Here is a 24545-nt window from a genome sequence, read left to right as displayed (position 1 = left end):
GGTAAGCGCGGCCGAAGGCAGCACTGCCTTCGGTGTACGCTCAGATCCCACCCTGTCCCTCCAACACCGGGGGCAAAAAGGGTGCGGCACCCGCACGGATTCTTTAGGTAGGAGGTGCCAGAGTGGAATCACAAGATTTGTCGAAGTACGAAACCGGCGTCACGCGAGTCGCGAGGTTCGGCAGCGGAGCCGGCGCAATCGGGGCTTTAGCAGTGGGCGCGGTCGCGTTCGGCGCACTGGCCCTTGGGGCTTTGGCGATCGGCCGGCTCGCTATCGGCAAAATGGGTGTGGGAAGGTTGAAGATACGCTCGCTGAGAATAGGCGACTTGGAAGTGGACACCTTGCGGGTGCGAAAGCTGGAAGGTCCGGAAGAGCAAACGTGATGACTTTTCGATGGTGGCTCACTACCGCGGGGCGGCAGGCTTCTACCCACCCTTTCGCAAAGAGCGCGAAAGGATGGGGCACCCGGCCACCCGCCCCGGGCTACTTTCGGTCGTCCGCTGAAGCGGTCATCCCACGTCTGCGCGGAAAGGCATGCGCAGGCATTGGGCGCCCTCAAGATTCAGTTCTCAATCTGGTCCATTCTCTGACCTGATCATGCGCGAGGGTGCCCCACGTTCGCGCCCGGTGTTGGCGCGTACGTGGGATAACGGCCCGACGCTAATCATCCGCACGTCTGCGGGGAAAAGCATCCCGCAGACATGGGGCACCCTCAAGATCGTCTTGGGCGACGGCCAGCGGTCCACTCCGATTCGATTTCGACGACGCCGGCTTCGCCCGTAGCGTAGTGGCGGAAGCTGCTCCACGGCCACTCCTCGGGGCGTTCCACCAATCCGCGCTGAACTGGATTGCGGTGGATGTAGCGAAGCTTCTCGACGAACTCCTTGTGATCACGAATATTCCGGTCGTAGTAGCGCTTCTCCCAGAGCCGGGCCGGTTCCACGGTTCGCACTCCCAGTCCCGGAATGCTCCTCGTGACCGATAGCTTCAAGGATTGGATGGCGGCAGCCAAAGAACCGCGATCCGGTTCGGAGAGCAGCAAGTGCACGTGCTCGGGCATAACTACATAGCCATAGACATGGAAACCGAAACGGCAGCGGGTTTGTTCAAGCTTGCGGACGAACAAATCGTAGCGCGCTAGAACCTGTAGCCGGGGCGCACGACGATAACAACTGCAGGTGAGGAAGTGCGTCGGGCCGGTCTGTTGGTAGCGCCTAAGGCGACGCGGCATCGATAACGTCCCTTTCCCCACGTCTGCGCGAAAAGCATGCGCAGACATGGGGCACCATCAGAGCTCTGCCCGACAGATGACGTCAGGACGAAGGTAGCACAGTACCTCTCTGATGCCGTCTGTCTTGGAATCCTGTTCTGAATCCGGAAATTGTAGTAGGTCGATGTCGGCGGAGGCGCTGAGGTCGAAACGGTCGTGTAGTGGCCCGAGCAGGTGCCAGGCGTCACGGTACTTTTCGAAGCGGCCGCGGCTATGGGCGCGGTGAGGCGAGACCCAGAAGCTGCGGCGGCGGGCGAGGGCGCGCGCAGGCACGACGTACCAGGCGTCCTCGGGAACGACGTAGCCGATGACGAAATCCACCTCGGAGCTCTGGTAGGGGACCTTGCCGAGAGGGGCGCCGCGCTGGGCGCTGATGCGGTAGACGCCCGCCTGCCTGCGCCAGACGGATTTGACCTGGACGCGGCTGAGGCGGCCGCCGGCGTCGAGGAGGAAGTCGTAGCGTGAGGAGTCGCCGTAGATGCGGCCGACGCGAAGGCCGAGGGAGAGGGCGCGGGACATGAACTGGAGCTCGGCCCATTCACCCTTGAGCTTGGAGAGGGTGGTGCGGAGGGAAGGCATAGCGGGAACGTCCTAATGTTGCTGGGAGATATTCTACTGGGGGTGCGCGGTTATGTCAATGTGATGGTCACGGAAAATCGCTATTGGCTCTTGGCTATTGTCGGTTGGCTTCGGGCTGTCACTGGCGGGTTACCTATTGCCAGAAAGGCAGCAGTCAGCTATCAGCCTTCAGCAGTCAGGAAAAGCAGATCCCTCGCCCGCCGCGGCGGGCTCGGGATGACAAGAAATCTCGGGATGACAAGAAATGAAGAGGCGTGATGCGCGGTCCGCACCAGGACCTATTTTCCCATCAGGTCGATCAACATGGTGGTTTCTGCGGTGATGGCGGTCTTGATGGTGGGCTCATGATCCGGCGCCCATAAGGGCGAGTGGAGTCCCGGCAACTTCGCGCCCGACTGCCGGGCGGCGGCGAACTTCGCAGGCTCGACCGCGCCCACCCAGAACATGGCCGCCGGCACGCCCGCGAGAGAGTACTCGGAGAAGTCCTCGAACACCATCTTGGGCGGAATCTCCACCACGTTGGCATCCCCCAGGGCCTTCTTGAGCGCGCCGGCCGCACGCCGGGTCAATTCAGGATCGTTGTAGGTGGCGTTGGCCGCGGGCGTGACTTTGATGAGAGGCTCCTTGGGGGAGCCGCCCGCCAGGGCTTCGCCCTTCACGATGCGCTCAATGGAAGCCAGCAGGTGCTGGCGGACTTCCGGCTTGTAGGAGCGGACGGTGAGCGCGAGCTTGACCTCGTCGGGGATGATGTTGTTCTTGGTGCCGCCGTGGAAGACGCCCACGGTGACCACGGCCGGGTCGCGCGGGTTGATCTCGCGGGCGACGATGGTTTGCAACGCCATGACTGTGCGCGCGCCGATCACGATGGGGTCCACCGTGTCCTGGGGCTGCGCGCCATGGCCGCCGCGGCCGTAAATCGTTACATCAACCGAATCCGACGACGCCATGGTGTACCCGGGCGTGAATCCGACCTGGCCGGCCGGAATGGTCGGGTCATCGTGGATGGCCAAGGCGAAATCGGGCTTGGGAAAGCGGGTGTAGAGACCGTCTTGGAGCATGGCCGCCGCGCCTTCGCCCGTCTCCTCGGCCGGTTGCGCGATCAGCACCAGGGTTCCGCGCCAGCGCTGCCTGTTGGCCGCCATGAGCCTGGCGGTACCGTACCAACTCGACATGTGGATATCGTGGCCGCAGGCATGCATCACCGGGACGGTTGCGCCGGCATCGTCGCGGGTGGTGACCTTGCTGGCGTACGGCAGACCGGTCTTTTCTTCCACCGGCAGCGCGTCCATGTCAGTGCGTAACATGACCGTCGGGCCGTCACCGTTGCGCAGCACGCCACCACGCCCATCTTTCCCACTCCGGAAGTGACTTCGTACCCGAGAGCCTTCAGCCGATCGGCCAGCTTGGCGGCGGTCTCCTGCTCGCGCATGGAGAGCTCGGGATGCTGATGCAGGTCGAGGTAAAGCGCATCGACTTCCGGGTACATGGCGGCGAGTTGATCGGCAAAGGGCGTTGCCGGGCCGGTCTGGGCGCAGGCCTGTGCGGCGGTCAGTAATGCTGCAAACAGCAAAGTCCTGATGGGCATGGATTCGTCCTCGAAAAAAGCCGGGCAGCAATCGAACGAGGCCAACGCGGTGTGGTTCTCGCCGATCCGAGGGCGGGCATGCTATCGCAAGAGGGCACCGGCGACAAGCGGGTCAGTAGCTAGTCGCCAGTGGAGTTCCCAGTTCCCAGTTCTCAGAAGAACCAGTTGCCAGTACCCAGTACCCAGTTGCCGGAAGCCAGCAGTCAGCATTCAGCAGTCAGCAGTCGGGAAAAGCAGATCCCTCGCCCGCGGGCGCGGGCTCGGGATGACAACCGTAAGAAGCCGGCCAGGCATCCGCCAACGGGAAAAAAGCCTACGGCGGCGCGGTGAAGCCGGTCAGGGGATGGGCGTAGAAGGTGTCCGTCTTCCAGGCCAGCTTGTTCCACCGCGTCGAGGTACCGATGACGCGCACGGGAACCAGCGCATCGTCGATGCCCAGGTGGTTGGCGGTGGCGATGCTGTTGTCGATAGTGCCGTCGGGCAGCACGGTGAACTTGATGGAGCGCGCGAGCTGGCGGTAGAGCAGGACCTTGATCTCGTACTCCCCGGGATTTTCCGGGACGACGAAATTGGGAGCATCGGCGGCGTAGTCGGGCACCTTTTTCGGATACACGCCACTGAAGGAAATCTCGGTGTAGCCCCACTGATATCGGGCAGCGTCGGCCGGGTTGTCATTCCCACCTTGCGACGTCTTCGCAATCTCCTTGCCCTGATAGAAGAGGAAGGCCTGGACGGCGGGAACGCCGCGCACCCAGAAGCGCGTGGTCAGGAACTCGCGGAAGTAGACGTAGCCGATGGGGAATCTCCAATCGTCATCCACGTAGAAAGCCTCGTCGCTGTACCCGGGCTCCAGGGCTGCCTTGAACTTCCCCTTGTACAGGACGGTGTTGGTTTCGGTGAGCGGGTTGCGGAGGTTGATGGTGAAATCCACGGGCCCGACGTAGTAGGTGCCCACGCCGTCGGGACCCAGGGCACAGAAGACTTTCCACTGGTCCTCTTTTCCAAAGGCCTGCGAGGGACTCTCGCAATCGAACTTGAGCCACTGGCGTTTGGCGGGATAGCCAAAGCTGACCTCAAACTGGCCGCCGCTGGGGATCGAGCCGCGAACCGTGAACGCGACCTCCGGCCACCAGGTGGCGCGCGCGCCTTTCAAAGCAGCGCCGCGGTGTGCCTTGATCTGCAGGGAATCCTTCATGACGAAGAGCTCGTCCTGAGCCGGCGCTGCCGCCGGCAGCAGGCAACACACGCCCAAAACCAGGAGCAACGTAATCCACACCGAGCTCTTTCTCATGCGACCTCCGCCGTGTCCAGGGTTTTCCGGGACCAGGGCGAGACGCGGTCAGGCGCGCCGGACTCGCCGGTCCGAGGGCGGGCATGCTATCGCAAGAAGGCACCGGCGACAAGCAGATCAGTACCGAGTATCCGGTGGGTGGGAAAGACTCCCACCCTTTCCCTCCAACACCGGGAGGGAAAGGGTGGGGTGCCCGAGTGTTCCAGGAGCAGTGACAAGATCAACTAGCGGACGACGATAGTGAGTTGGGGGCCACCGCGATCCAGCCAGTAGCCGCGGTCGTCCACCCAGAGGCGATGGTCGTCGTCAACCACGTACCAGCCGCGATACGCGGTGGGCACGCGGACGACCCGGAAGCGGTCATTTGCCAGCGGATAGCGGACCAGCACCGAGCGGCGCAGGAAGGCCGGCGAGCAGCCGTACTTCTTGGCCTGGCCCGGAGGCAGGTCGCAGTTACCCCAACCCACCTTGCGGCCGCGGTTCCAGCCCGGGGGACGGTTGTCTCCGCCGCCGAAGAAGACCACGTTGCGGGTACGCGCGGGCCGGCGGTTCAAGATGACGGCCCGGTCGCGGCGGTCGCGATCCCGATCGCGGTCGGAGCGGCGGACGGCGCTGGACTTGTGCTTCCCTTTGCCCTTGCTCCAGCCCTGGTCATGCGCCAGGGCAGGCGCGGCCGTAGCCAGGAACATGCCACATAACAGAATAAGAGTGCCTAGAGGTCTCAAACGCATAGGAGCACCTCCTCAGGTTGCTTAGATGCAGAAAAGCAGTGGCCAGTGGCCAGGCCAGTTCCCGTCACTTTCCGCACCCGGTGCCGAAGGCCTATCATCCAATTACGGACTCATCCTAAAGGAGAACCCCCATGGCTACCGCTGCCACACCGCGCAGCATCAAGACGGTCGCAATCCGCACCTTCAAGACCAGTATCGACATTCCCGAAAATCAGCGGGCCGCGCTGATCGCCCTGCTGAACGCGCGCCTGGCCGACACCATCGACCTGAAGACGCAGACCAAGTACGCGCACTGGAACGTGAAAGGGCTGCAGTTCCAGCAACTGCATGAACTGTTCGACGCCATCGCCGGACGTCTGGAAGCGCACAGCGACCTGATCGCCGAGCGCATCACGGCGCTGGGCGGAGTGGCCAATGGCACGGCGCGGCAGGCGGCGTCGGCCAGTTCGCTGGCGGAGTATGAGTTGGATGCCGTGGCCGGCGCCGACCATGTCCGCGCGCTGGCGGCGCGGCTGACAAAGCTGGCCGCCACCGTGCGCGCCGCAATCGAGGAGAGCGACAAGCTGGGCGACAAGTCCACCGCCGACTTGTTCACGGAAATCTCCCGCGCCTCGGACAAGGACCTGTGGTTCCTGGAAGCGCATTTGCAGCAGTAATCCGTGGTCAGTCTCGCCCATGTCTGCGCGGAAAGGCATCGCGCAGGCATGGGGCACGCTCAACGCCGTTTCTCGTTTCCCGTTGAGGGCTCTCCGGTACAATGCTGAATTCCCGGTGAGCCCATGGACCTGAAGGAAACCTTTCCCCCGCCGCCGCATTTTCAGGAAACCGCCTCGATCCGCTCGATGGAGGAGTACGAGCGGCTCTACGCCGAAGCGCAGCGTGACCCGGAAAGCTTCTGGGCGGAACGCGCTCGCGCGCTGCATTGGTTCGCGCCCTGGCAGAAGGCGCTGGACTGGTCCCATCCGCCCTTTGCCAAGTGGTTCGTGGGCGGCAAGACCAACGTGGCCTACAACTGCCTGGACCGGCATCTCTCGGGAGAGCGGCGCAACCAGGCGGCCATCGTCTGGGAAGGCGAGAACTTCGAGCAACGCATCCTGACCTACCAGGAGTTGCACCGGCGGGTGGCGAAGTTCGCCAACGCGCTCAAGGGGCTGGGACTCAAGCCGGGCTCGCGCGCCATCCTTTATATGCCGATGATCCCGGAGGCGGCCATCGCCATGCTGGCGTGCGCGCGGCTGGGCGTGACGCATTCGGTCGTCTTCGGCGGATTCTCGGCCGAGGCGCTGAAGGCCCGCATTCAGGACCTGGAGGCCGAAGTCGTGGTCACCTGCGACGCCGGTTTGCGCCGCGGCAAAGAGATCCTGCTGAAGCAGAGCGTGGATGAGGCGCTGGCGGCGAATGCGTGTCCCAGCGTGCGCAAAGTCATCGTGTGCCGGCGGCTGAACCTGCAAGTCCCCATGCAGTCCGGCCGCGACTTGTGGTGGGACGATCTGACCTTCGGCATCTCGGAAGAATGTCCGGCGGAAGAACTGGACAGCGAGCATCCGCTGTACGTGCTCTACACGTCGGGCACCACGGGCAAGCCGAAAGGCGTGGTGCACTCGACCGGCGGGTATCTCACGCAGGTGCTCGCGACGCTGAATTGGGTGTTCGATCCCAAGCCGGGCGACACCTACTGGTGCACCGCCGACATCGGATGGGTCACCGGGCATTCCTACGTGGTGTACGGGCCGCTGGCGGCAGGGCTGACCACGCTGATGTATGAAGGCGCGCCGGACTGGCCCAAGCCCGATCGCTGGTGGCGCATCATCGAGAAATACCGCGTGTCGATCTTCTATACGTCGCCCACCGCTATCCGCTCGTTCGTGCGCCAGGGAGAGCAGTGGCCGAACGGACGCGACCTTTCCTCGCTGCGCCTCCTGGGCACGGTGGGCGAGCCCATCAATCCGGCGGCGTGGAAGTGGTACCACCGGGTGATCGGCAAAGAGCGCTGCCCCATCGTGGACACATGGTGGCAAACAGAGACAGGCTGCATTCTGATTTCGCCCATGCCCGGCGCCACCCCGGCGAAGCCGGGCTCGGCGACGCGCCCGCTGCCCGGAGTGGCCGCGGACGTGGTGGACGACAAGGGCGAGCGCGTTCCCGTAGGCAAAGGGTATCTCGTGCTCACGCAGCCGTGGCCGGCGATGCTGCGCACGCTGTACAAGGATCCGGAGCGCTACAAGGAGAATTACTGGTCGCGCTTTCCCGGGCGCTATTTCACCGGCGACGCGGCCACCCGCGACGAGGACGGCTACATATGGGTGCTGGGGCGCGTGGACGACGTCATCAACGTGGCCGGCCACCGGTTGAGCACCATGGAAGTGGAGTCGTCGCTGGTGCGGCACACGGCGGTGGCGGAAGCCGCGGTGGTGGGCGCGCCGCACGAGCTCAAAGGACAGGCCATCCACGCCTTCGTCACCCTGAAGCACGATTCTCCCGCCGACGACGCCACCGCCGACGACCTGCGGGAGTGGGTGTCGCACGAGATCGGACCGCTGGCCCGGCCGGAGCGCGTGCACTTCGTCGCCGCGCTGCCCAAGACGCGCTCGGGGAAGATCATGCGGCGGCTGCTGCGCGAGATCGTCACCACCCAGTCGGTGAGCGGCGACACTTCCACGCTGGAAGACTACGGCGTGCTGCTCAAGCTCTCGCAACAGGGGAAAGAGGAAGAAGAGATTCTGGGGAAGAAAGAGGGCTGAAAGAGATTTGCTCATTGACTCATTTGTTCATTTGCTCATTGAAAAGGCCGCCCGGCCTCTGATCCAAAATGAACAAATGAATCAATGAACAAATGAGTAAGTTCGTGGAGGTACCATGGCCAAAGTAACGCAACTGCTCATCAAGGCGGAGAACAAGCCGGGCACGCTGGCCAGCATCTGCACCGGGCTGGCGGCGGTGGCGGTGAACATCCAGGCGGTGATGGCGGCGCCCTTGACCGAGGGCGGCATCCGCCTGGTAGCCTCGCCCCACGCCACGGCCAAGAAGGTGCTCGACGGCCTGAGAATTCACTACAAGGAAGAAGACGCGGTCGCCGTGCGGCTCAACGACCGTCCCGGCGCCCTGGGCAAGGTGACGCGCAAGCTGGCCGAGAAAGGCATCAACGTCACCTATGCTTACGGGTCCATCGTGAAGGGCGACAGCCGGGCGCTGATCATCCTGGGTGTATCGGACGTGGAAAAGGCCGCGGACCTAGTTTAGCCGCGCGGGAAGAAATCTCCCCGAATCCGCGTCCAATTTCCAGCGGACCATCATGAAGCGGCCATCATCCGCAATGCGCTGGATTGCCGTGGCCAGCAACGCCGCTTGCGGACTCTCGAATCTTCTGCTCGGCGGGGCACATCTTGCGGGAGTGATCCGTCGCGCTCTGGAGGGCAAGGGTTTCGGCGGCGCCTCCGAGTTCCACTACGGTTTCCCTTTTTATGCCGTCGTGCTGCTGGGAGTGCTGCTGGCCGGCTCAGGCCTGGGCTGCCTGTGGCAAACACGCGGCCTGTGGCGCGACCAAGACGCGGCCCGGAAAGCCGCGCTTCGCTGGAGCCTGTTGCTGCTTTTCCTCAACCTGCCCCTGATCCCGCTGCAGGATTTTGCCATCGTCCTCTCGGCGACCAGCGGAGTAAACGTAATCGTACTGCTGGTCGTGCGCAAGCCGAGTATGTGACTTTTCTGGTCGCGGATCTAAGGATGAAGGCGGACAAACGCTAGTTGATGGCTGTCTGCTGACTAGGCTGTCATTGCGCCACGATGACTACGAATGGACTCCAGACCCCCGCCAAGACCACGGCGGTAAGTCCAACCTTCCATTTCTCCCAGCGCCGAAACTGTGCCCTCTTCCAAAGCCCAAGACTGAGGGCAATCAGAAACCACAAATGCACCAGGATCGTTGCGACTAGCAGGTAGGAAAGCCACAAGGCTCCCAGATACATGCCTATGTCTGCCGGCAGCTCAACTCCTGCGCCACCGGCTACAGCACCGAGGCCGGTAGCCCTTTGCTCGGCGAGGGCCACGGCGAACAACACGCCGACAAAGGCCGCAAATGCCGCCCCCGGAAAGAGCATCCACCAGACTCGATTCAGCCATCGCGGAAATGCGCCACGTGGTTCCATTCGAGCAGTTCGACCTCAGCGGCTAAAGCCGTTGTTCATCTGAGCGTAACGGCACGGCTGAAGCCGTGCCCTGATACGAAGCGACCGCCTCAAGAGCGCGGTGTTTTTCACGCTCCATATGCTTGGTCCAGCAGTTCGATCACGTGCTTCACGTTCATCCTCAGGCCGCGGCGCCGCACGCCGGCGCGTAGCTGCAGCATGCAGCCGACGTTGGCGGTGGCGATGACTTCGGCGTCGGTGGACGCCACGTCCTCCATCTTGGCGTCCAGAATCTGCATGGCCAGCTCGTTCTCCACGACGTTGTAGACCCCGGCGGAGCCGCAGCAGTAGTCGGCGTGCGGCATCTCGACCAGTTCGCAACCGGCTGCCTTCAGCAGAGCGCGCGGCGCCTCGCGAACCTTCTGCCCGTGCGCCAAGTGGCAGGGGTCCTGGTAGGTGACGCGCGCACCCAGCGGACGGGCCACCGGATGCGGGCCCAGCTCGGCCAGGAATTCCGTTACGTCCCTCACTTGGGCGGAGAATCGCTTCGCCTTTTCCGCGCAGGCGGCATCGTGCTCCAGCAGGTCGTCATATTCCTTGAGAGTCGCGCCGCAGCCGGCGGCATTCGTCACGATGGCATCAACTTCGTGAGCGAGGAAGGCTTCCAGGTTGCGCCGCGCCAGCGCCCGCGCCTCTTCCCGGAAGCCGGAATGGGCCGAGAGCGCGCCGCAGCATCCCTGCTCCGCGGGAACTACGACTTCGACACCGTTCTTCTGCAGAACGCGGATGGTCGCGCGATTCAGCTCGGCGAAGGCAACGCTGGCCACGCATCCCCCGAGAAAGGCCACACGAGCCCGCCGTTGGCCGAGCGCGGGAAAGGTCTTCCCGAATTCAGCGAAAAAGAAGTCTTGCTCGATGCGCGGCGCGAGCGCGGCGACGCTTGCCGTTCCCAACAGTCTGAGTATTCCGCTGCTGCGCAGCAGCGACTCCAGCCCGGAGCGCTGGTAGAAGCGCAGGAGCCGCGCCAGGCGGGCGAGGCGCCGAAAGTCGGGGAGCACGCGACGGAAGAAATAATGGCGGAGCCGCGCTTCGAGCCACGGGCGGCGGTAGTTCTGCTCGATTTCCGCGCGGGCGCGTTCCACGATGCGACCGTACTCCACGCCCGAGGGGCAAGCTGTCTCGCAGGCGCGGCAACCCAAACAGCGGTCGATGTGGGTGACCAGAGACTCGCCGATGGGAAGACGGCCTTCGTCGGCCTGCAGCACCTGGTAGATGCGGCCACGCGGCGAATCCGCCTCCAGGCCGAGCACGCGATAGGTGGGGCACTGTTGCAGGCACAGTCCGCAGTGGATGCAGACCGAGTACAGCTCCCAGGTGGGGCGGTCGGGTGAGGTGAAGCTCGATGCCGCCGGCTTGGCGGTGGCCGGGGCGGTCATAGCAAGAACCTTCCCCGGTTGAGGATGCCGGCCGGATCGAGCGCGCGCTTGACGGCGCGCATCGCTTCCAGATCGGTGGGTGAGGATCCCCACACGGAAAAGTGCAGTTTGGCCTCGCGGGGACAGCGCTCGACGATGGCCGAGGCATCGCGCGGCAGGCTGCCGCGGAAGGCCGAGACCGCCGCCACATACTGCATGGCCGAAGGCGGGTCCACCAGGAGCGGGATGAAAGCCAGGATCATCGAACCCACAGCCGCGCGTCCCACCGCCGCCAGCAGAAAGTTGTTGTCCAGAGCGGCGCGCTCCGCCGCCGCGAGCGCCGGCGCCACCGAGGCGATGGGCGCGCTCAGGGAGACGATCATGGCGTTGCGATGGCGCGCCATCACCGTTTCCGAAAACTCCGAGACCGCGGACCAGGTGCAGCCCTCTTCTTCCCCCTGCAGTTCCCGCGTGGTTCCGCCGCGCAGTTCGCGCTGGTAGCGGGCCAGCACAGCGTCGCTTCCGGCGGCGCGCACCAGGACGCGCCACGCTCCGCTTCCCTGATCCACGGGAAGCATTTCCGTCTCGTCGGGGTTCTGCGCCACCGGTGGGGCGTGCAGGTAGTCGTCCGCGTACGGTGAGACCAGTTCCAGGCAGCGCGGCGTGAGTGGTGACCGCAGCACCAGGTCGCGGAAGCGCATGGCTTCTTCCAGGGTCGCAAAGCCGCATTCGAACGTGCGTGTGGAATGCAGGCGCGTGAACACGCGGAAGTTGGCGCTGGTGATGACGCCGAGCGACCCGTGACTGCCGATGAGCAGCTTCATCAGGTCGTAGCCGGCTACATTCTTCACTACGCGGCCGCCGCCATGAGCGATCGTTCCATCGCCGGTGATGAAGGTGATCCCGATGCAGAATTCGCGCGCGCCGCCATACGCGTGCTTCAGCGAGCCGTGCGTGGCCGTGGCCAGCACGCCGCCCACGGTGGCTGCCCCGGGGCGCGCCACATCGAGAGGCAGCATCTGGCCGCGCTCGGCCAGCATGCCATCCACGGCGGAGAGCGTAAGCCCGGCATCGACACCCAGGGTGAGGTCACCGGGATCGTAGTGATGCACGGCGCGCAGGCGCTCGGTGCGCAGCACGATGTCCACGCGCTCGGGCACGCCTCCGAGGAACTGTTGCGTTCCGCCGCCTACCGGAGCAACGGTCCAGCCGCGCTCGCTCGCCAGGCGGAGAACGGCCGCAATCTCCTCCGGCGAGCCGGGCGATATCACGGCAGCCGGCGTCACACCCTCGAGGGCGTGCGCCGCCAGGGCCTGCGCGTCCTCGTAGACGTGCCCGGCGCCGGCGATCGCAGCCAGCTCGCGCCCGATGCTCGCCGCCGCACTGGCCGCGCTCATGCCGTGGCTCCTGCACCCAGTCCCGCGCCGGGATGCCGCGCCGCGTCTGTCTCGCGGCAGCCGCGCAGCGGGATCATCTTCTCCGGATTGAGCACGGACTCGGGATTGAAGGCGTTCCTCAGCCGCGCCATCACCTCCAGGTCGCTGGCGGAAAACAGCAGCGGCATCAGGTGATCTTTTTCCATTCCCACGCCGTGTTCTCCGGTGATGGAACCGCCGATAGAGACGCAATATTCCAGGATGTCCTTGCCGGCGGCGTGGGCGCGCCGGGTCTGGTCGGCATCGCGCGGATCGAACAGGATCAGGGGATGCAGGTTGCCGTCGCCGGCGTGGAAGACGTTGCCGATCTGGAAGCCGTACTTTCGTCCCACTCCGGCGATGAACTCCAGGGTGGCCGGGATGCGGGTGCGCGGGATGACGCCGTCCTGCACGTAGTACGAAGGCGAGATGCGCCCGATGGCGCCGAAGGCGTTCTTGCGCCCCGCCCACAGCAGTTGCCGCTCGCGCTCGTCGCGGGCGCGCCGTACCTCGCGCGCGCGCTGCCGCAGGCAGACGGTACGCGTGGCCTCCGCCTGCTCTTCCACTTCCTCGCGCAGGCCCTCGATCTCGATCAGCAGGACGGCGCCCGAATCCAGCGGGTAACCGGCGTGCGTGGCTTCTTCGACGGTGCGCAGCGTCCAGCCATCCAGCATCTCGAGCGCGGCCGGCGTGATGCCTTCGGCTGTGATGGCGACCACCGTATGGGCCGCATCTTCGATGGTGTGAAAGATGGCCAGCATTGTGGCCACCGCTTCCGGCAGTCGCGACAGCTTCACCGTGATTTTTGTCGCGATGCCGAGCGTTCCCTCCGAGCCCACGAAGAAGCCGGTCAGGTCGTAGCCGGCGGCCTCGGGTGCTTTGCCGCCGAACTCGACCACGCGCCCGTCTGCCAGCACCACCTCCAGGCCGGTGACGTGGTTGACGGTCACACCGTAAGCCAGGGTGTGCGGTCCGCCGGAGTTTTCGGCCACGTTGCCGCCGATGGTGCAGGCCTTCTGGCTCGAGGGATCGGGCGCGAAGTAGTAGCCGTGGCGGGCGGTGGTGTTGCTCAGCTCAAGATTGACCACCCCGGGCTCGACCACGGCGCGCTGGTTCTCCAGGTCCACTTCCAGGATGCGGTTCATGCGCGCGAAGCCCAGGATGATGCCGCCGGTGCGCGCGATGGCTCCTCCGCTCAGGCCGGTGCCGGCGCCGCGCGGCACTATGGGCACCTGCGCTTCGCGCGCCAGCTTGACGACCTCAACCACTTGCTGCGTGCTGCGGGGAAACACCACCGCGCGCGGCGTGGAGCGCGCCAGGCCTCCGTCGTATTCGTAAAGCATGAGGTCCTCGGGACGGTCGAGGACGGCGTCACGACCGACGATGGCGCGCAGCCGCTTTGCGACGGAGGAGAATTGCATGGAGCGGAGCCGCTTCCGCGGGGATTGTAGCACCGGGGCGATTTTCGGGCCGGGAGGACTTCCTGTTGTTATTCCGAGCGAAGCGAGGAATCCCTACTCGCGCCGGGCTGTGTGGGTATAGGGATGCTTCGTCCGCCACGGCGGACTCAGCATGACAATGCGCCGGGGACCTGAACTCGACTCGATCAAGCCCGCTCTAGCTCTCCCCGCCGGGCACCTGCTGGGTGATGCAAGCGCGCATCATGCGCACCTCGTCGTCCTTTTCGGTAAGGTCGCGGCGCAGGACGTCGCGCAGGGAGATGAGCGCACTACGCGCAGCCAACGGCCAGAGGCTCATTTGGCCAGACTGCCTGCCGAGCGGCCTTCCGGTTCTAGTTCTTTGTTCCACCGCCGCCGATTAGCCGCCGTCGTTCTTCGGCCAACGCCAGCATTCTCTTGACCTTCCCAATGGCATCCTGGGATCCAAATTTGGTCGCTGTGTAGCGCACGTTGTCTAGAAGATTGTCAACCTCGGCGCTCTCCACAGGCTCATTCAACAGGTTGAGAAAGGCGTCCTCACCACGATGCTCATAGGTTTCGTCGAGTCGCTTGAGCGTCACGAAAGTCTCGTGTCGCAGACGAAGTATGTCTTCGCCGAACTGTGGAAGCCCGAAAACCGATCCGTCGAGGAACTGCACGTACATCGCTCTGATTTCGGCGCGGGCCGGAACGCTATCACGCTCCGCGCCCAGCCGAACGACCGTCGCTCCTCCACCGTGCTTGGCAATAGGCTCAACCTGACCCGGTGCAATGACGTCGGGTGCCAAAAAACACTCGTATTGCCTCACATCACGCTCGATTTGACCGTGAGGATAGAAGACTTCAACCCACAGAACCATAGTCAGGATGGTCTTGTCCGAAATATTTCTGGCGGAAATCCGATCCTCGAAGGAATAGGTCAAAGTATCCGCGTTGATTTGTTCGGACATTGTGACGGTCCCGGTGATGTCGAGCGGACTACCTACAGCGGAGATGTCCTGCAGCTGCACGGTGGTTGTCTGAGCCAAGGACGCCTCACCGGAGAGAAGTACGAGCACGGCGCACAGCAGACTTTGGAGTTCCTTGATCTTCATGGCGAGGTTCCTCCTAAAAACACGCGGCCGGACTGCACCGGCATTCCAAGCCACACACAGGTTTGATGTAACTGGTAACGCTGGTAGTCGTCGGGCCTGTTTCCTTCGTGCATGTGTCGTTCACGGTAATACTGGGTGCACAACAGTCCTTTGTTATGCAACCCGTGTTAGGGTCGTTCTTCTTGGCGCAAGACCCATCACAGAACCAATCCGAAGTTTTCAGAATCGTAACAAACCGCGTACATCCGGCATTTCGCCATTGGCACTCGAGTCTGGTACCTGGGAAGCAGTTTGCGCTCGTTAGCGTTAGTGTTTGGTCCGCCCTTGCAAACGGAACGAGAACAAACAGCAGGGCGTAACAACCGTATCTTAGGCTCATGTGACTCTCCTCGTCGGGAGCCTAGCTGTTTCCTGAGAAAACCGGCTGCAACGCAAAATCTTGTTCTGTGTTCCGATTTCGGAACATAGCCAAGATGTCCCTTACTGTCTGTGAGCAACGACATGTTAGGTGCAATCCGACCAGCCTCGACTCACCGTTGACGGACTGCGCGGGCTCTAGCTCTCCCCGCCGGGCACCTGCTGGGTGATGTAGGCGCGCATCATGCGCACCTCGTCATCTTTTTCCGTCAGGTCGCGCAGCAGGACGTCGCGCAGCGAGATGAGCCCGCACAGCTTGCCGTTCTCGTCGACCACCGGCAGGTGGCGGAAGCCGTGCTCGCGCATGAGGAACATGCACTGCTGGAAGCGCTCGTTGGAGGAGACGGTGTAAGGGCGCGGCGTCATGACTTCCGCCACCTTGGTCAGGCCGGGACTGCGGTTGCCCGCGACCACCCGCTTCATCAGATCGCGCTCGGAGAAGATGCCCACCAGCTCACCCCCGCGCACCACCGCCACCGCGCCGATGTTCTTCTCCACCATCATCTCCACCGCTTTCAATACGGACTGGTCCGCCTCCACGGTGAAGGTAGGACGGTTGCGAATCAGATCTTGAACGGTAGTCATGGCGGCTCCTCCCTCGGGGGGCTGGGCCGGAGCGGCCCCCTTCCGGCCGCTCCGAGGCCGCCCATCATACTACTGCGCGTCAAGGTCGAAGATGTCGAGGATCTTGTACGCGCTGTTGAGGACCATCACCCGCCGGCTCAGGATCACGCGCTCCAGTTCCCGCGGCAGGCTGGTGAGTTCCGATTCGCACACTTGCGGCAGCGGCTGCACTTTCTTCTGCAGGCCGGGCGGCAGAGTGCCGTTCTTTTGCAGGTGCCGCTCGAGGCCCGGTGGCAGCTTCTCGCGCTTGGCCAGTCCTGGCGGCAACCCGGAGGCATGCTGCTCGAAGCAGCTGCGGATCACGCGCCGGTCGCGCGCGCTGAACGCGTACGTGGAGGGGTCATCCTCGTCATAGGACTTCACACCTTGAGCCGCCGGAGCCGAGCCTTGTGCCGCGGCAGCGCTCGAAGAACTGGCCGTGGAAGCGGCGCTGGTCCGGAAGTCCAGGACCGCTTCGGACTCGACGCTGGCTTCCTTCTTGCCGGTGGCCGCGGCCACGCCCGTGCCCGCCGCTGCGCCCACGCCCGCGCCGATGGCAGCTCCCTTACCGCCGCCGGCGATGGCGCCGATAATGGCGCCGGCCGCCGCTCCGCCGCCGATCTTGGTGACGTTGCTCTTGGTGTGCGACTCGCCCTTGATCACGAAGGGCTCGGTGGTAATGTACGACTTCTTCGTCCCCGAACTGACCGAGGTCAGTTCCAGCTCCAGGATGCCGGGATCGGTGAGCCGCCCGGAGCCCTTCACCGCGATCACGCGCCCGGTGACGTCGGCGCCCTTGGGATAAAGCGCGGTGCTGCCGGAAACGATGGGTTGGTCCAGCGTCCCGCGGAAGGTATCGCCCGCTTTCGACTTGCCGCTGCTGAGTTCGTCAATCATGCGGACGGAGATCTGCGCTCCCGCCGGAATCACAGGCGCGGTCGCCGCCGCTTTGGACGTTGTTCTCTTTTTCTTCTGATACGCCATCGCCGCGGGCGTGGCCAGCATGGCGGCGGTCAACAAGATCAGGAACAAGGACAGTTTGCGTTTCATGGTTGCGCTCCTATCTGAACAACACGTTCGCCGTGGAATGATTCGCGGTCGCAGGAGAATGTCGCCTCGGCGCATCGTATCGCCAGACCGATGCGCGTTACAAGGGTAGATGAGCGTTGGCCGCTTCGGGTTGCGTCCCGGAGGTACATGGACGGCCGGGAGCTAGTCCTTTGCGGCCGTCCGCGCTTCTTTTTCCAGGAAGATGAAATAGGAACACGCCCACAAACGCGTGGGAATGGACCCTCGTGGCCGGGCCGTGAGGATGACGTTGTAGTCGTCGGTGACCTCGAGCGAATCCAGCACGGAAGCTTCCGCTTGCGGCTCGACCAGCGCCAGGTAGCTGAGGAAGTCGTACACGTCGCCCAGGCCGGCGTATCCGGCCGCGGCGAAGGAAAGGTCGGTGTCTTCGCCGGCGAAGTGCCAAGCCAGCGAAGCTCCCAAGGCCACGGCGTTTTCGTAAGCGGCTGTGGTGACCACGCCGGGCGGCGGGTTGTCCCACACGATGCGCAGCTTGCGCTCGTCCTCGCGGGTGAATTCGCGCACCTTCAGCGACATGGACTTCGCCGTCGCCTTCCAATCCACGTGCCGCGCCGAGTCCTCCGGCATGTATTCGCGGATGCGATAGAGGTCGTAGCCGCGTCCGCGCACGAACGCTTCGAATTCGCCGGTGATGAGCGGAAGCACTTCGAAGAGCTCGTCCGTGGGCTCGACCGAGGGATACACGATCACCTCGCGCCGGAATGGCACGCGCCGCGTCTTTACCAGGAAGGAAAACGGGAAGCGCGTGGCCAGGCCCAGGCCGTCCTGGCGATAGCGCCCGCGCCGCTCAAAGCGCAATTCGAGGTCCGCGGTCCGCGCCGCGCGCGCCGGCAGATAGGGGAAGTACACCGGCTGCCTCAGGATGCCGCTCTCCACCGCCGCCGTAGTCACGCGGCGCAGCGCCAGGTCCGGCATGCGCAACCACTGCTGCTCCGGCGACCGGTTCCCCGGGAAGGCGAACACCGAGCGCTCCCACCGCCAGTGGTGCTCGGCCTTCTTCAGGCGCGGCGGTACCACGCTCACCGAAAACGAAGGCGCCGTGCGCCGCGTGTTGCGCAGCGTGATGCGCGCCGCCACCGTGCGCCCTGCGAACAGGTGCATGGGCAGCGCGACCTCCAGATTCAGCCCGCGCAGCACGCCCGCCGACGCCACCCCGGACACCAATATCCCGGCCAGCATGGCGGACACGATGATGAACAGCAGATTGTTCCCGGTGTTGAGCCCCGCGATTCCGATCACCAGCGCCATGACGAGGTACACCACACCTTCGCGAGTCACGTCGTAGTCGAAGGCTTCGCGCACACGCTCCAGGGCGACGCGCCGCGCCAGATACGGTACCGAGGTCACCGCCACCAGCCCGGCGATCAGCAAGGCTAGAGACGCCGCTACCGCTGTGGCGAACACGTTGCCCTGCTCGCGGAACACGGTGGAGAACACCGCCGCCGCGAACGCCACCGCCAGCCCGGTGACCGCGATGAAGAAGCGGATCCAGGCTTCGCGCTCGAAACCCGAAAGAATCGACTTGATGGCTGCGAACATCAGTCTTTGCTTTCCGCCTGCTTTTCTCTCTGGGCCGCGGCTTCCTTGTGGAACACGCGCCTGATCCACTCACCGCCCTTATCCTTCGCCTGCTCCAGCTTTCCTGCCAGTTTGGGGTATCGCGCTTTCATCTTCTCGAGCAGGTGGTGCGCCCAGACGTACTCGCTAGAGAGGATGAACAGGCCGATCAGGATCATCAGCACGCCCTGCAGGATGGGCAGAAAGAGTCCCGCGATGCCCACCAGCACGAATCCCCAGCCCAGCACCAGCAGCAGGGCGCGTTTAAGCGCAGCCTTCATCCACTCTCGATTGTGACATGGCCGGCCTCGCGCGGCGCCTCTTTCGCCAGGAATCCCCGCACGGCGCGGTTGAACTGCTCCGGCATCTCTTCGTAGGGCAGGTGGCCCGCGCCTTCCAGCATCACCAGTTCGGACTGCGGGAAATTGCGGCGCAGCGGGGCGATGGAATCCGGCAGCACGACCGGGTCGCGCGTTCCCCACAGGAACAAGGTCGGGATTCCGGCAATGCGCGGCAACTCGGCCGCCAGTTGACCCAGGTCGCGGTTCAGGTGCCGCAGCACTTCCAGCGCGTACTCGGTCATGCCCGGCACGCGGAGCGGCGCGCGGTATCCCTCGAGCGTCCCCGGTGGGATGCGCCGCGGGTCGCCATACTGCCGCCGGAGGAACCAGCTCTTGAGCAGCGGGGCCAGCCAGGGAAACAGAACCGGCAGCAGGGTGCGGCTGGGACCGCTTCCCAGCAGCCGGGAGAGGATCTTGCCATGGCGGGACCAGCGGTTCGCGGGCGCGGCCAGCACCAGCCGCCGGATGGTGTCGCCTCCGCGCCGGACTTCGAGTGCCGCCATCTTCATGGCCAGCGCCCCGCCGTGCGACGTTCCCAGCAGGTCGCATTCCCGGATACCCAGCAGGTCCAGGAAGCGCAGCATGCGCTCCGCCGAGGCGGCAAGCGAACTATCCATCCCGCGCGGGCGTTCCGAGAATCCCACGCCGGGCAAGTCCACGGCCACGACCGTGTTCTGCTGCACCAGCGCGGTGAAGTTCAACCGCCAGGAGAACGAATACCCCATGAGCCCGTGGATCAGGACCAACACCGGCCCCTCGCCGCCGTGCAGGTAGCGCACGCGGATGCCGTCCACGGTCGCGAAGCGCTCCTCGACCGGGGCGGAAATCAAGGGTGGTTTGGGCTCAGGCATCTTTCCTCGAGCAGCGGGCAACGCCAATCCCCTGCCCTGCGTCCAAATCAGTATCGCCTCTGTTGCTTCTGTTGGCGGGGAGTCCTGAAACGCCTCTCTCGGGCTCCCCGCCTTTCTTTATTTCTGGATAGCGGAAGCTGCTTTGGCCTTCCGCAAGGCCTTCTTCAGCACTCGCATGCCGCGGTCCACGTGCTTCTCTTCCAGCAGGAAGGGAGGCAGGAAGCGCAGCACAACCTCCTGCGTGCTGTTGAACAGGATGCCTTCGGCCAGCGCCGCCTCCACGACCGGCCGCGCCGGCACGCTCAGCTCCAGCGCCTGGATCAGCCCCATGCCGCGCGCCTCGCGGCACACCGGCGATTTCGCAGCGAGTTCCCGCAACTGTTCTCCCAGGTACGCGCCCACGCGCGTCACGCGCTCCAGCAGTCCTTCATCGTCGAGAATGGCAAAGTACTCCAGCGCCACCCGGCAGGCCAAAGGGCCGCCGCCGAAGGTGGTGCCGTGCGCGCCCGGCGCGATGGCCTGCGCCAGTTCTTCCGTGGCCAGAAAAGCTCCCAGCGGCAACCCGGCGGCGATGGGCTTGGCGATCGCCACCACGTCCGGCGTCACCCCGTAGTGCTGATACGCGAACATGTGTCCGGTGCGCCCCAACCCGCACTGGATCTCATCCAGGACCAGCAACGCGCCGTGGCGGTCGGCCGCCGTGCGCGCCTCGGCAAGGAATTCGAGCGAGCACATGCGGATGCCGCCTTCGCCCTGAATCGGTTCCAGCACGACGGCGCACGTGCTGTCATCGACCGCCCCTTGCAGTCCGGCGAGGTCATTCAGCTTCACAAAGCGCACGCCGGGCAGCAGCGGCTCGAACGACTTGCGATGCTTCTCCTGCCCGGTGAGTGAGAGCGAGCCGAACGTCCGCCCGTGATAGGAACCCTCCAGCGCGACGATGGCGGACTTGGCCTCGCCGCCGCGCTGGTGTCCCCAGGCGCGGGCCAGCTTCAGCGCGCCCTCAATGGCCTCGGTGCCGCTGTTGGAGAAGAACGCCCGCCCCAGTCCGGAAAGCGCGCACAGCTTCTCCGCCAGCGGTCCCTGGTACTCGTGATAGTAGAGATTGGAGGTATGCAGCACGCGCGCCGCCTGCTGGCGGATGGCGCGCACGATGCGCGGGTGGGCATGGCCCAGCGCGTTCACTCCCAGCCCGCCGACAAAATCCAGATACCTGCGCCCCTCGACGTCGTAGACGAACACACCCTTGCCGCGTTCGATGGCGATGGGATACCGCAGGTACGTAGGCAGCAGGTACCGCTGCTCGAGGCCGACAATCTCTTCGAAGCGACTCATGGTGGGGCTCGGGTGGAGCAGGCCTGCGTATCAAGTCTTACACAACGAGGGCGGCTTTAGCCGCCGAGGTACGTTGCTTTCCGCTTTCCGCTTTCCGCTCTTGGCTCTTAGCTTTTGGCTCTTGGCCTACTGCTTATCGCTTATTGCTTATTGCCGATGCTGCTTCCTGCCTCCTGCCACCAGCTAGACCGCCGTCGCTCCCTGCGACTCCAGCACCTGCTGGACTTTCTCCAGCAAAGCCGAGGGGGTGAAGGGCTTGTGCAGGAAGGCCGCACCCGGGCCCAGCGTGCCCTGCTCGACGATGGCACTCGGGGCGTAGCCGGAGATATAGAGCACCTTCATGGCCGGACGCAGCGGGCTCAACCGGCGCGCCACTTCCGGTCCGCTTTGCCCGGGCATGACCACGTCGGTGAGCAACAAGTGGATCTCGCCCGAGTGTTCGCGGCAAACGCGCTCAGCCTGCTCTCCGCTCCCAGCTTCCAGCACCGTGTATCCGCTGCTTCGCAGGACGCGTACCGCCAGTTGGCGCAGCCCGAGGTCATCCTCCAGCAGCAGGATGGTCTCCGTGCCCCGCGCCGTGGGCTCCACCCGAACCGTCGCGGCGGCGGCGGCCGTGGGCTGCACGGCTCGCGGCAGATAGATCTTGAAGGTCGAGCCCCGGCCCGGCTCGCTGTACACGGTGATGTAGCCGCCGCTCTGCTTCACGATGCCGTACACCGTCGAAAGACCCAGGCCCGTGCCCCGGCCCAGCTCTTTGGTGGTGAAGAAGGGCTCGAAGATATGCGCCTGCGTCTGGGCGTCCATGCCCACGCCGGTATCGGTGACCGCCAGCATGGCGTAGGGTCCGGGGCGAGCGCCCATGTGCTCGCGGGCGTAGGCATCGTCCAGCTCCACGTTGCGCGTTTCGAAAATCAGCTTGCCGCCATCCGGCATGGCGTCGCGCGCGTTCACCGCCAGGTTCATGATCACCTGTTCCACCTGTCCCGGGTCGGCCTGTACCTGTCCCAGGTCGGGCGCGGTTTTCGTGACCAGCTCGATGTCTTCGCCGATCACCCGCCGCAGCATGCGGTCCATGCCGGTCACCACCGAGTTCAGGTCCAGCACTTTGGGCTTGAGCACCTGGCGGCGACTGAAGGCCAGCAGTTGCCGGGTCAGTGCCGCCGCGCGCTGGGCGGCATCCTCGATCTGTCTTACTTCGGCGGCCAGTTCGGCGTTGTCCTTCAGCCTCTCGGCCAGGAGCTGGCCGTAGCCCTGGATCACGGTCAGCAGGTTGTTGAAGTCGTGCGCGATTCCGCCCGCCAGCGTGCCCACGGCCTCCATCTTCTGCGCCTGGCGGAGTTGGGCCTCCATGAGCTTGGCTTCGGTCACGTCCACCATCAGCCCATGCAGGGTGGGGTTGCCGTCGGCGTTGCGAACCACGATGCCGGTGTCGCGGAACCACAGCGTGCGCCCGTCGCGGGTGAACATCCGGTACTCGCACTCGAAGCGCCCGGTCTCCAGCGCTTTGCTCTCCGCCGCGCGTGCCGGGCCCAGATCTTCCGGGTGGCATTGTTTGCCGAACAAGGTCGGATCTGCCAGCCATTCCTTCGGGGTAATGCCCAGCAGCGACTCGATCTGCGGGCTGACGTAATGCCAGGGCGCATCCGCACCCAGTTCTAAAATGTAGGTGATGGCGGTGAGCTGTTCCACCAGGGTGCGGAAGCGGGCCTCAGCCGCGCGCAGCGATTCCTCCGCCTGCAGTCGCTGGGTCACGTCCTGGGCCATGACCAGCCGCGCCCGGCGGCCACCAAAGTTCACCGTCTGGGCGTGCACCTCCACGTCCAGGATGCTGCCGTCCTTGCGCCGGTGGCGCCCCTGGATCTGCGTCCTCTGTTCCGCCGGCTTCTTCAGCCACTCCATCAGTTTGGGGACGTCCTCCGGCGGGCGCATTTCGGTGATGTTCATGTTCAGGTATTCGTCGCGCGTGTACCCGTAGCGTTCGACGGCGGCGGCGTTCACCTCCAGGAAGCGCAGCGTATGCGGGTCATAGAGCCACATGGCCTGGGGATGATGCTGGAACAGGGCGCGGAATTGGGCCTCGGCCTGGCGCAGCATCCCCAGCGCCCGGCGCTGCCGGTCTTGGGTGATGGCCAGCCGCGCGCTGTAGCAGAGGAACGAGGCGGTCACGATGGTCATGGCCAGCACCGTCTGGCGGACGGCGATGCCCAGCGCCGTGGCCAGCACCACCATCGGCGCCAGCGTGGGCAGGATGGCTTGCAGCCGGCTCTCTTCCGTGGGCCGGGGGGCTCCCAGCCCTTCGGGCTCCGGCTTCCAGGTGGCCGCCACCACCGCCGCCAGCGCGTAGGGCAGGCTGTAGGAGAGGTCGTACCACGTCCCGGTGCGGATGCGCTCCGTCACCAGTCCGTAGGTGTAGGCCACCTCTCCCACCGCGTAGGTGAAAAGGACCACGCCCATGCGTCCCAGCAGCGTGCGCTGCGTGGGGCTGGTGGCAAACGCGGAGCGCAGCAGGAACCCGGCCGCCAGCAGCACCGAGATCACGTCGTACAGGTTCCCCACTCCGAGGCTGAACAGCAACATGCGCTGCTCCACCGTGGTCCCCAGGTAGAAGAAGAAGTACAGGTAGACCGCCGAGGCCACAATGGCTACCTGGGCGAAGTCCAGGGTTCGTACCCAGTCCACACCGCGTGGGCTGGCTTCATCCTGCTGTTGCAGGACCAGCGCCGCCACCATGGGCAGGTAGGAGGCCAGGTACGGGATGTCGGTGGGCGAGAGCGGCGGAATGTCGCGGTGCAGAACGTTCTCGTAGTAAAGAAAAATCGCCTGCCCGATCGTCCACAGGAAGTAGCCGCCGGACATCAACTGCCAGAACTGGCGCGGGTACCCGGTCCGCCGCCGCGCGGCCACGTAACACGCCACGGCCGCCAGGCCGCTGGCCGTCGCCTGGGTGGCATTGGAGAGCAGGCTCCCCGCCGGAGAGGTCCCCAGCCAAATGAAGCTGGCGCAATGCACCGCGATGACCAGGACCGCTAGCGCGACAATGACCCAGGAGGCACGCATGCATGGCCCGCCGCCGAGAATCCGTCCAGCGGGAATTGGTTGGGCATTCTAGACTATCGGTCGCTCGTAACCTACCCGTGGGCTCATACCACTTCTCGCTCTTGGTGCTTAAGTGAAGGTTAGCCGACTAGAGGCCTGCTTGACGCTCGAGCAACGCTTTCTCGCGCTAGAATCACGGAAACCAATGGCGGTTGACGTCACGTGGGAGCGAAGAACGCCATCAAGGGCCTGACTCCCAATCCGAACCGAGCCTTTGTCGAGCGATGGGTTCCTCACATCGTGCTCTTCATCGTAATGTATAGTCTGATTGCGATTGGCTTGTCTCATGCGGTGGCCGGGATCATTGCGCTCAGTA

The 24545-nt window shown here is 64.6% G+C and carries 24 protein-coding genes; 5 read left to right on the top strand and 19 right to left on the bottom strand.

Annotated features, from left to right (window positions below; translation table 11 throughout):
• Nucleotides 1-122: 122 nt before the first annotated feature.
• Nucleotides 123-383 (top strand): hypothetical protein, encoded by a 261-nt coding sequence (locus VLE48_03555; GenBank protein ID HSA92062.1) that lies wholly within the window; start codon nucleotides 123-125, stop codon nucleotides 381-383.
• Between the two features lie 329 nt (nucleotides 384-712).
• Here VLE48_03555 and VLE48_03550 read toward each other — a convergent pair whose 3' ends face one another.
• The 6 genes from VLE48_03550 to VLE48_03525 all read right to left on the bottom strand — a co-directional run bounded on the left by VLE48_03550 (nucleotide 713) and on the right by VLE48_03525 (nucleotide 5456).
• On the bottom strand, nucleotides 713-1231 hold the full coding sequence (locus tag VLE48_03550) for a transposase (protein HSA92061.1): 519 nt from the start codon (nucleotides 1229-1231) through the stop codon (nucleotides 713-715).
• Between the two features lie 57 nt (nucleotides 1232-1288).
• A complete protein-coding gene (locus tag VLE48_03545; protein HSA92060.1) occupies nucleotides 1289-1849 on the bottom strand; it encodes a group I intron-associated PD-(D/E)XK endonuclease in 561 nt (186 codons plus the stop codon).
• Between the two features lie 278 nt (nucleotides 1850-2127).
• A complete protein-coding gene (locus VLE48_03540; GenBank protein ID HSA92059.1) occupies nucleotides 2128-3153 on the bottom strand; it encodes an amidohydrolase in 1026 nt (341 codons plus the stop codon).
• Complete coding sequence (locus tag VLE48_03535; protein HSA92058.1) at nucleotides 3048-3434, bottom strand: hypothetical protein; 387 nt, start codon at nucleotides 3432-3434, stop codon at nucleotides 3048-3050. The genes VLE48_03540 and VLE48_03535 overlap by 106 nt, the downstream gene beginning before the upstream one ends.
• Nucleotides 3435-3747: 313 nt before the next feature.
• Nucleotides 3748-4725 carry a hypothetical protein gene (locus tag VLE48_03530; protein ID HSA92057.1) on the bottom strand — a complete coding sequence of 326 codons (978 nt, stop codon included), beginning with the start codon at nucleotides 4723-4725 and terminating at the stop codon, nucleotides 3748-3750.
• Nucleotides 4726-4949: 224 nt separating this feature from the next.
• Nucleotides 4950-5456: a hypothetical protein gene (locus VLE48_03525; protein ID HSA92056.1), complete on the bottom strand. Its 507-nt coding sequence runs from the start codon at nucleotides 5454-5456 to the stop codon at nucleotides 4950-4952.
• A gap of 131 nt (nucleotides 5457-5587) precedes the next feature.
• Here VLE48_03525 and dps point away from each other — a divergent pair, with 131 nt between their 5' ends.
• The 4 genes from dps to VLE48_03505 all read left to right on the top strand — a co-directional run bounded on the left by dps (nucleotide 5588) and on the right by VLE48_03505 (nucleotide 9153).
• Complete coding sequence (gene dps / locus VLE48_03520) at nucleotides 5588-6112, top strand: DNA starvation/stationary phase protection protein Dps (GenBank protein HSA92055.1); 525 nt, start codon at nucleotides 5588-5590, stop codon at nucleotides 6110-6112.
• A gap of 123 nt (nucleotides 6113-6235) precedes the next feature.
• Nucleotides 6236-8197, top strand: coding sequence for an acetate--CoA ligase (gene acs, locus VLE48_03515; GenBank protein HSA92054.1), 1962 nt, complete (start codon nucleotides 6236-6238; stop codon nucleotides 8195-8197).
• Nucleotides 8198-8312: 115 nt separating this feature from the next.
• On the top strand, nucleotides 8313-8696 hold the full coding sequence (locus VLE48_03510) for an ACT domain-containing protein (protein ID HSA92053.1): 384 nt from the start codon (nucleotides 8313-8315) through the stop codon (nucleotides 8694-8696).
• Between the two features lie 73 nt (nucleotides 8697-8769).
• Nucleotides 8770-9153, top strand: a complete 384-nt coding sequence (locus VLE48_03505) for a hypothetical protein (protein ID HSA92052.1) — start codon at nucleotides 8770-8772, stop codon at nucleotides 9151-9153.
• 70 nt (nucleotides 9154-9223) lie between these two features.
• Here VLE48_03505 and VLE48_03500 read toward each other — a convergent pair whose 3' ends face one another.
• The 13 genes from VLE48_03500 to VLE48_03440 form a co-directional block, all read right to left on the bottom strand.
• Entirely contained in the window at nucleotides 9224-9598 is a 375-nt protein-coding gene (locus VLE48_03500; protein ID HSA92051.1) for a hypothetical protein, read from the bottom strand.
• Between the two features lie 107 nt (nucleotides 9599-9705).
• The gene (locus tag VLE48_03495) at nucleotides 9706-11013 is read right to left on the bottom strand and encodes a heterodisulfide reductase-related iron-sulfur binding cluster (protein HSA92050.1); all 1308 of its coding nucleotides are present in this window, start codon (nucleotides 11011-11013) and stop codon (nucleotides 9706-9708) included.
• Nucleotides 11010-12389, bottom strand: a complete 1380-nt coding sequence (locus tag VLE48_03490; GenBank protein ID HSA92049.1) for an FAD-binding oxidoreductase — start codon at nucleotides 12387-12389, stop codon at nucleotides 11010-11012. Before VLE48_03490 ends, VLE48_03495 begins: the two co-directional genes overlap by 4 nt.
• Nucleotides 12386-13828: an FAD-linked oxidase C-terminal domain-containing protein gene (locus VLE48_03485; GenBank protein ID HSA92048.1), complete on the bottom strand. Its 1443-nt coding sequence runs from the start codon at nucleotides 13826-13828 to the stop codon at nucleotides 12386-12388. Before VLE48_03485 ends, VLE48_03490 begins: the two co-directional genes overlap by 4 nt.
• A 196-nt stretch (nucleotides 13829-14024) precedes the next feature.
• Nucleotides 14025-14150 carry a hypothetical protein gene (locus tag VLE48_03480; GenBank protein HSA92047.1) on the bottom strand — a complete coding sequence of 42 codons (126 nt, stop codon included), beginning with the start codon at nucleotides 14148-14150 and terminating at the stop codon, nucleotides 14025-14027.
• 49 nt (nucleotides 14151-14199) lie between these two features.
• Complete coding sequence (locus VLE48_03475) at nucleotides 14200-14940, bottom strand: hypothetical protein (GenBank protein ID HSA92046.1); 741 nt, start codon at nucleotides 14938-14940, stop codon at nucleotides 14200-14202.
• Between the two features lie 555 nt (nucleotides 14941-15495).
• The gene (locus tag VLE48_03470) at nucleotides 15496-15942 is read right to left on the bottom strand and encodes a CBS domain-containing protein (protein HSA92045.1); all 447 of its coding nucleotides are present in this window, start codon (nucleotides 15940-15942) and stop codon (nucleotides 15496-15498) included.
• Between the two features lie 69 nt (nucleotides 15943-16011).
• The gene (locus tag VLE48_03465; GenBank protein HSA92044.1) at nucleotides 16012-17010 is read right to left on the bottom strand and encodes a hypothetical protein; all 999 of its coding nucleotides are present in this window, start codon (nucleotides 17008-17010) and stop codon (nucleotides 16012-16014) included.
• A 162-nt stretch (nucleotides 17011-17172) separates the two neighbouring features.
• On the bottom strand, nucleotides 17173-18588 hold the full coding sequence (locus tag VLE48_03460) for a DUF58 domain-containing protein (GenBank protein HSA92043.1): 1416 nt from the start codon (nucleotides 18586-18588) through the stop codon (nucleotides 17173-17175).
• Nucleotides 18588-18887 (bottom strand): PGPGW domain-containing protein, encoded by a 300-nt coding sequence (locus tag VLE48_03455; GenBank protein HSA92042.1) that lies wholly within the window; start codon nucleotides 18885-18887, stop codon nucleotides 18588-18590. Before VLE48_03455 ends, VLE48_03460 begins: the two co-directional genes overlap by 1 nt.
• Nucleotides 18884-19798 (bottom strand): alpha/beta fold hydrolase, encoded by a 915-nt coding sequence (locus tag VLE48_03450; GenBank protein ID HSA92041.1) that lies wholly within the window; start codon nucleotides 19796-19798, stop codon nucleotides 18884-18886. The genes VLE48_03455 and VLE48_03450 overlap by 4 nt, the downstream gene beginning before the upstream one ends.
• Nucleotides 19799-19915: 117 nt before the next feature.
• Nucleotides 19916-21133, bottom strand: a complete 1218-nt coding sequence (locus VLE48_03445) for an aspartate aminotransferase family protein (GenBank protein ID HSA92040.1) — start codon at nucleotides 21131-21133, stop codon at nucleotides 19916-19918.
• Nucleotides 21134-21316: 183 nt separating this feature from the next.
• Nucleotides 21317-24190, bottom strand: a complete 2874-nt coding sequence (locus VLE48_03440) for a PAS domain S-box protein (GenBank protein HSA92039.1) — start codon at nucleotides 24188-24190, stop codon at nucleotides 21317-21319.
• Nucleotides 24191-24545: the final 355 nt, after the last annotated feature.

The sequence above is a fragment of the Terriglobales bacterium genome (assembly GCA_035454605.1).
Classification (GTDB): Bacteria; Acidobacteriota; Terriglobia; order Terriglobales; family Acidobacteriaceae; genus DATMAB01.
The sequence above is the reverse complement of the archived record's forward strand: the minus strand, read 5'-3'. Positions and strand labels throughout refer to the sequence as shown.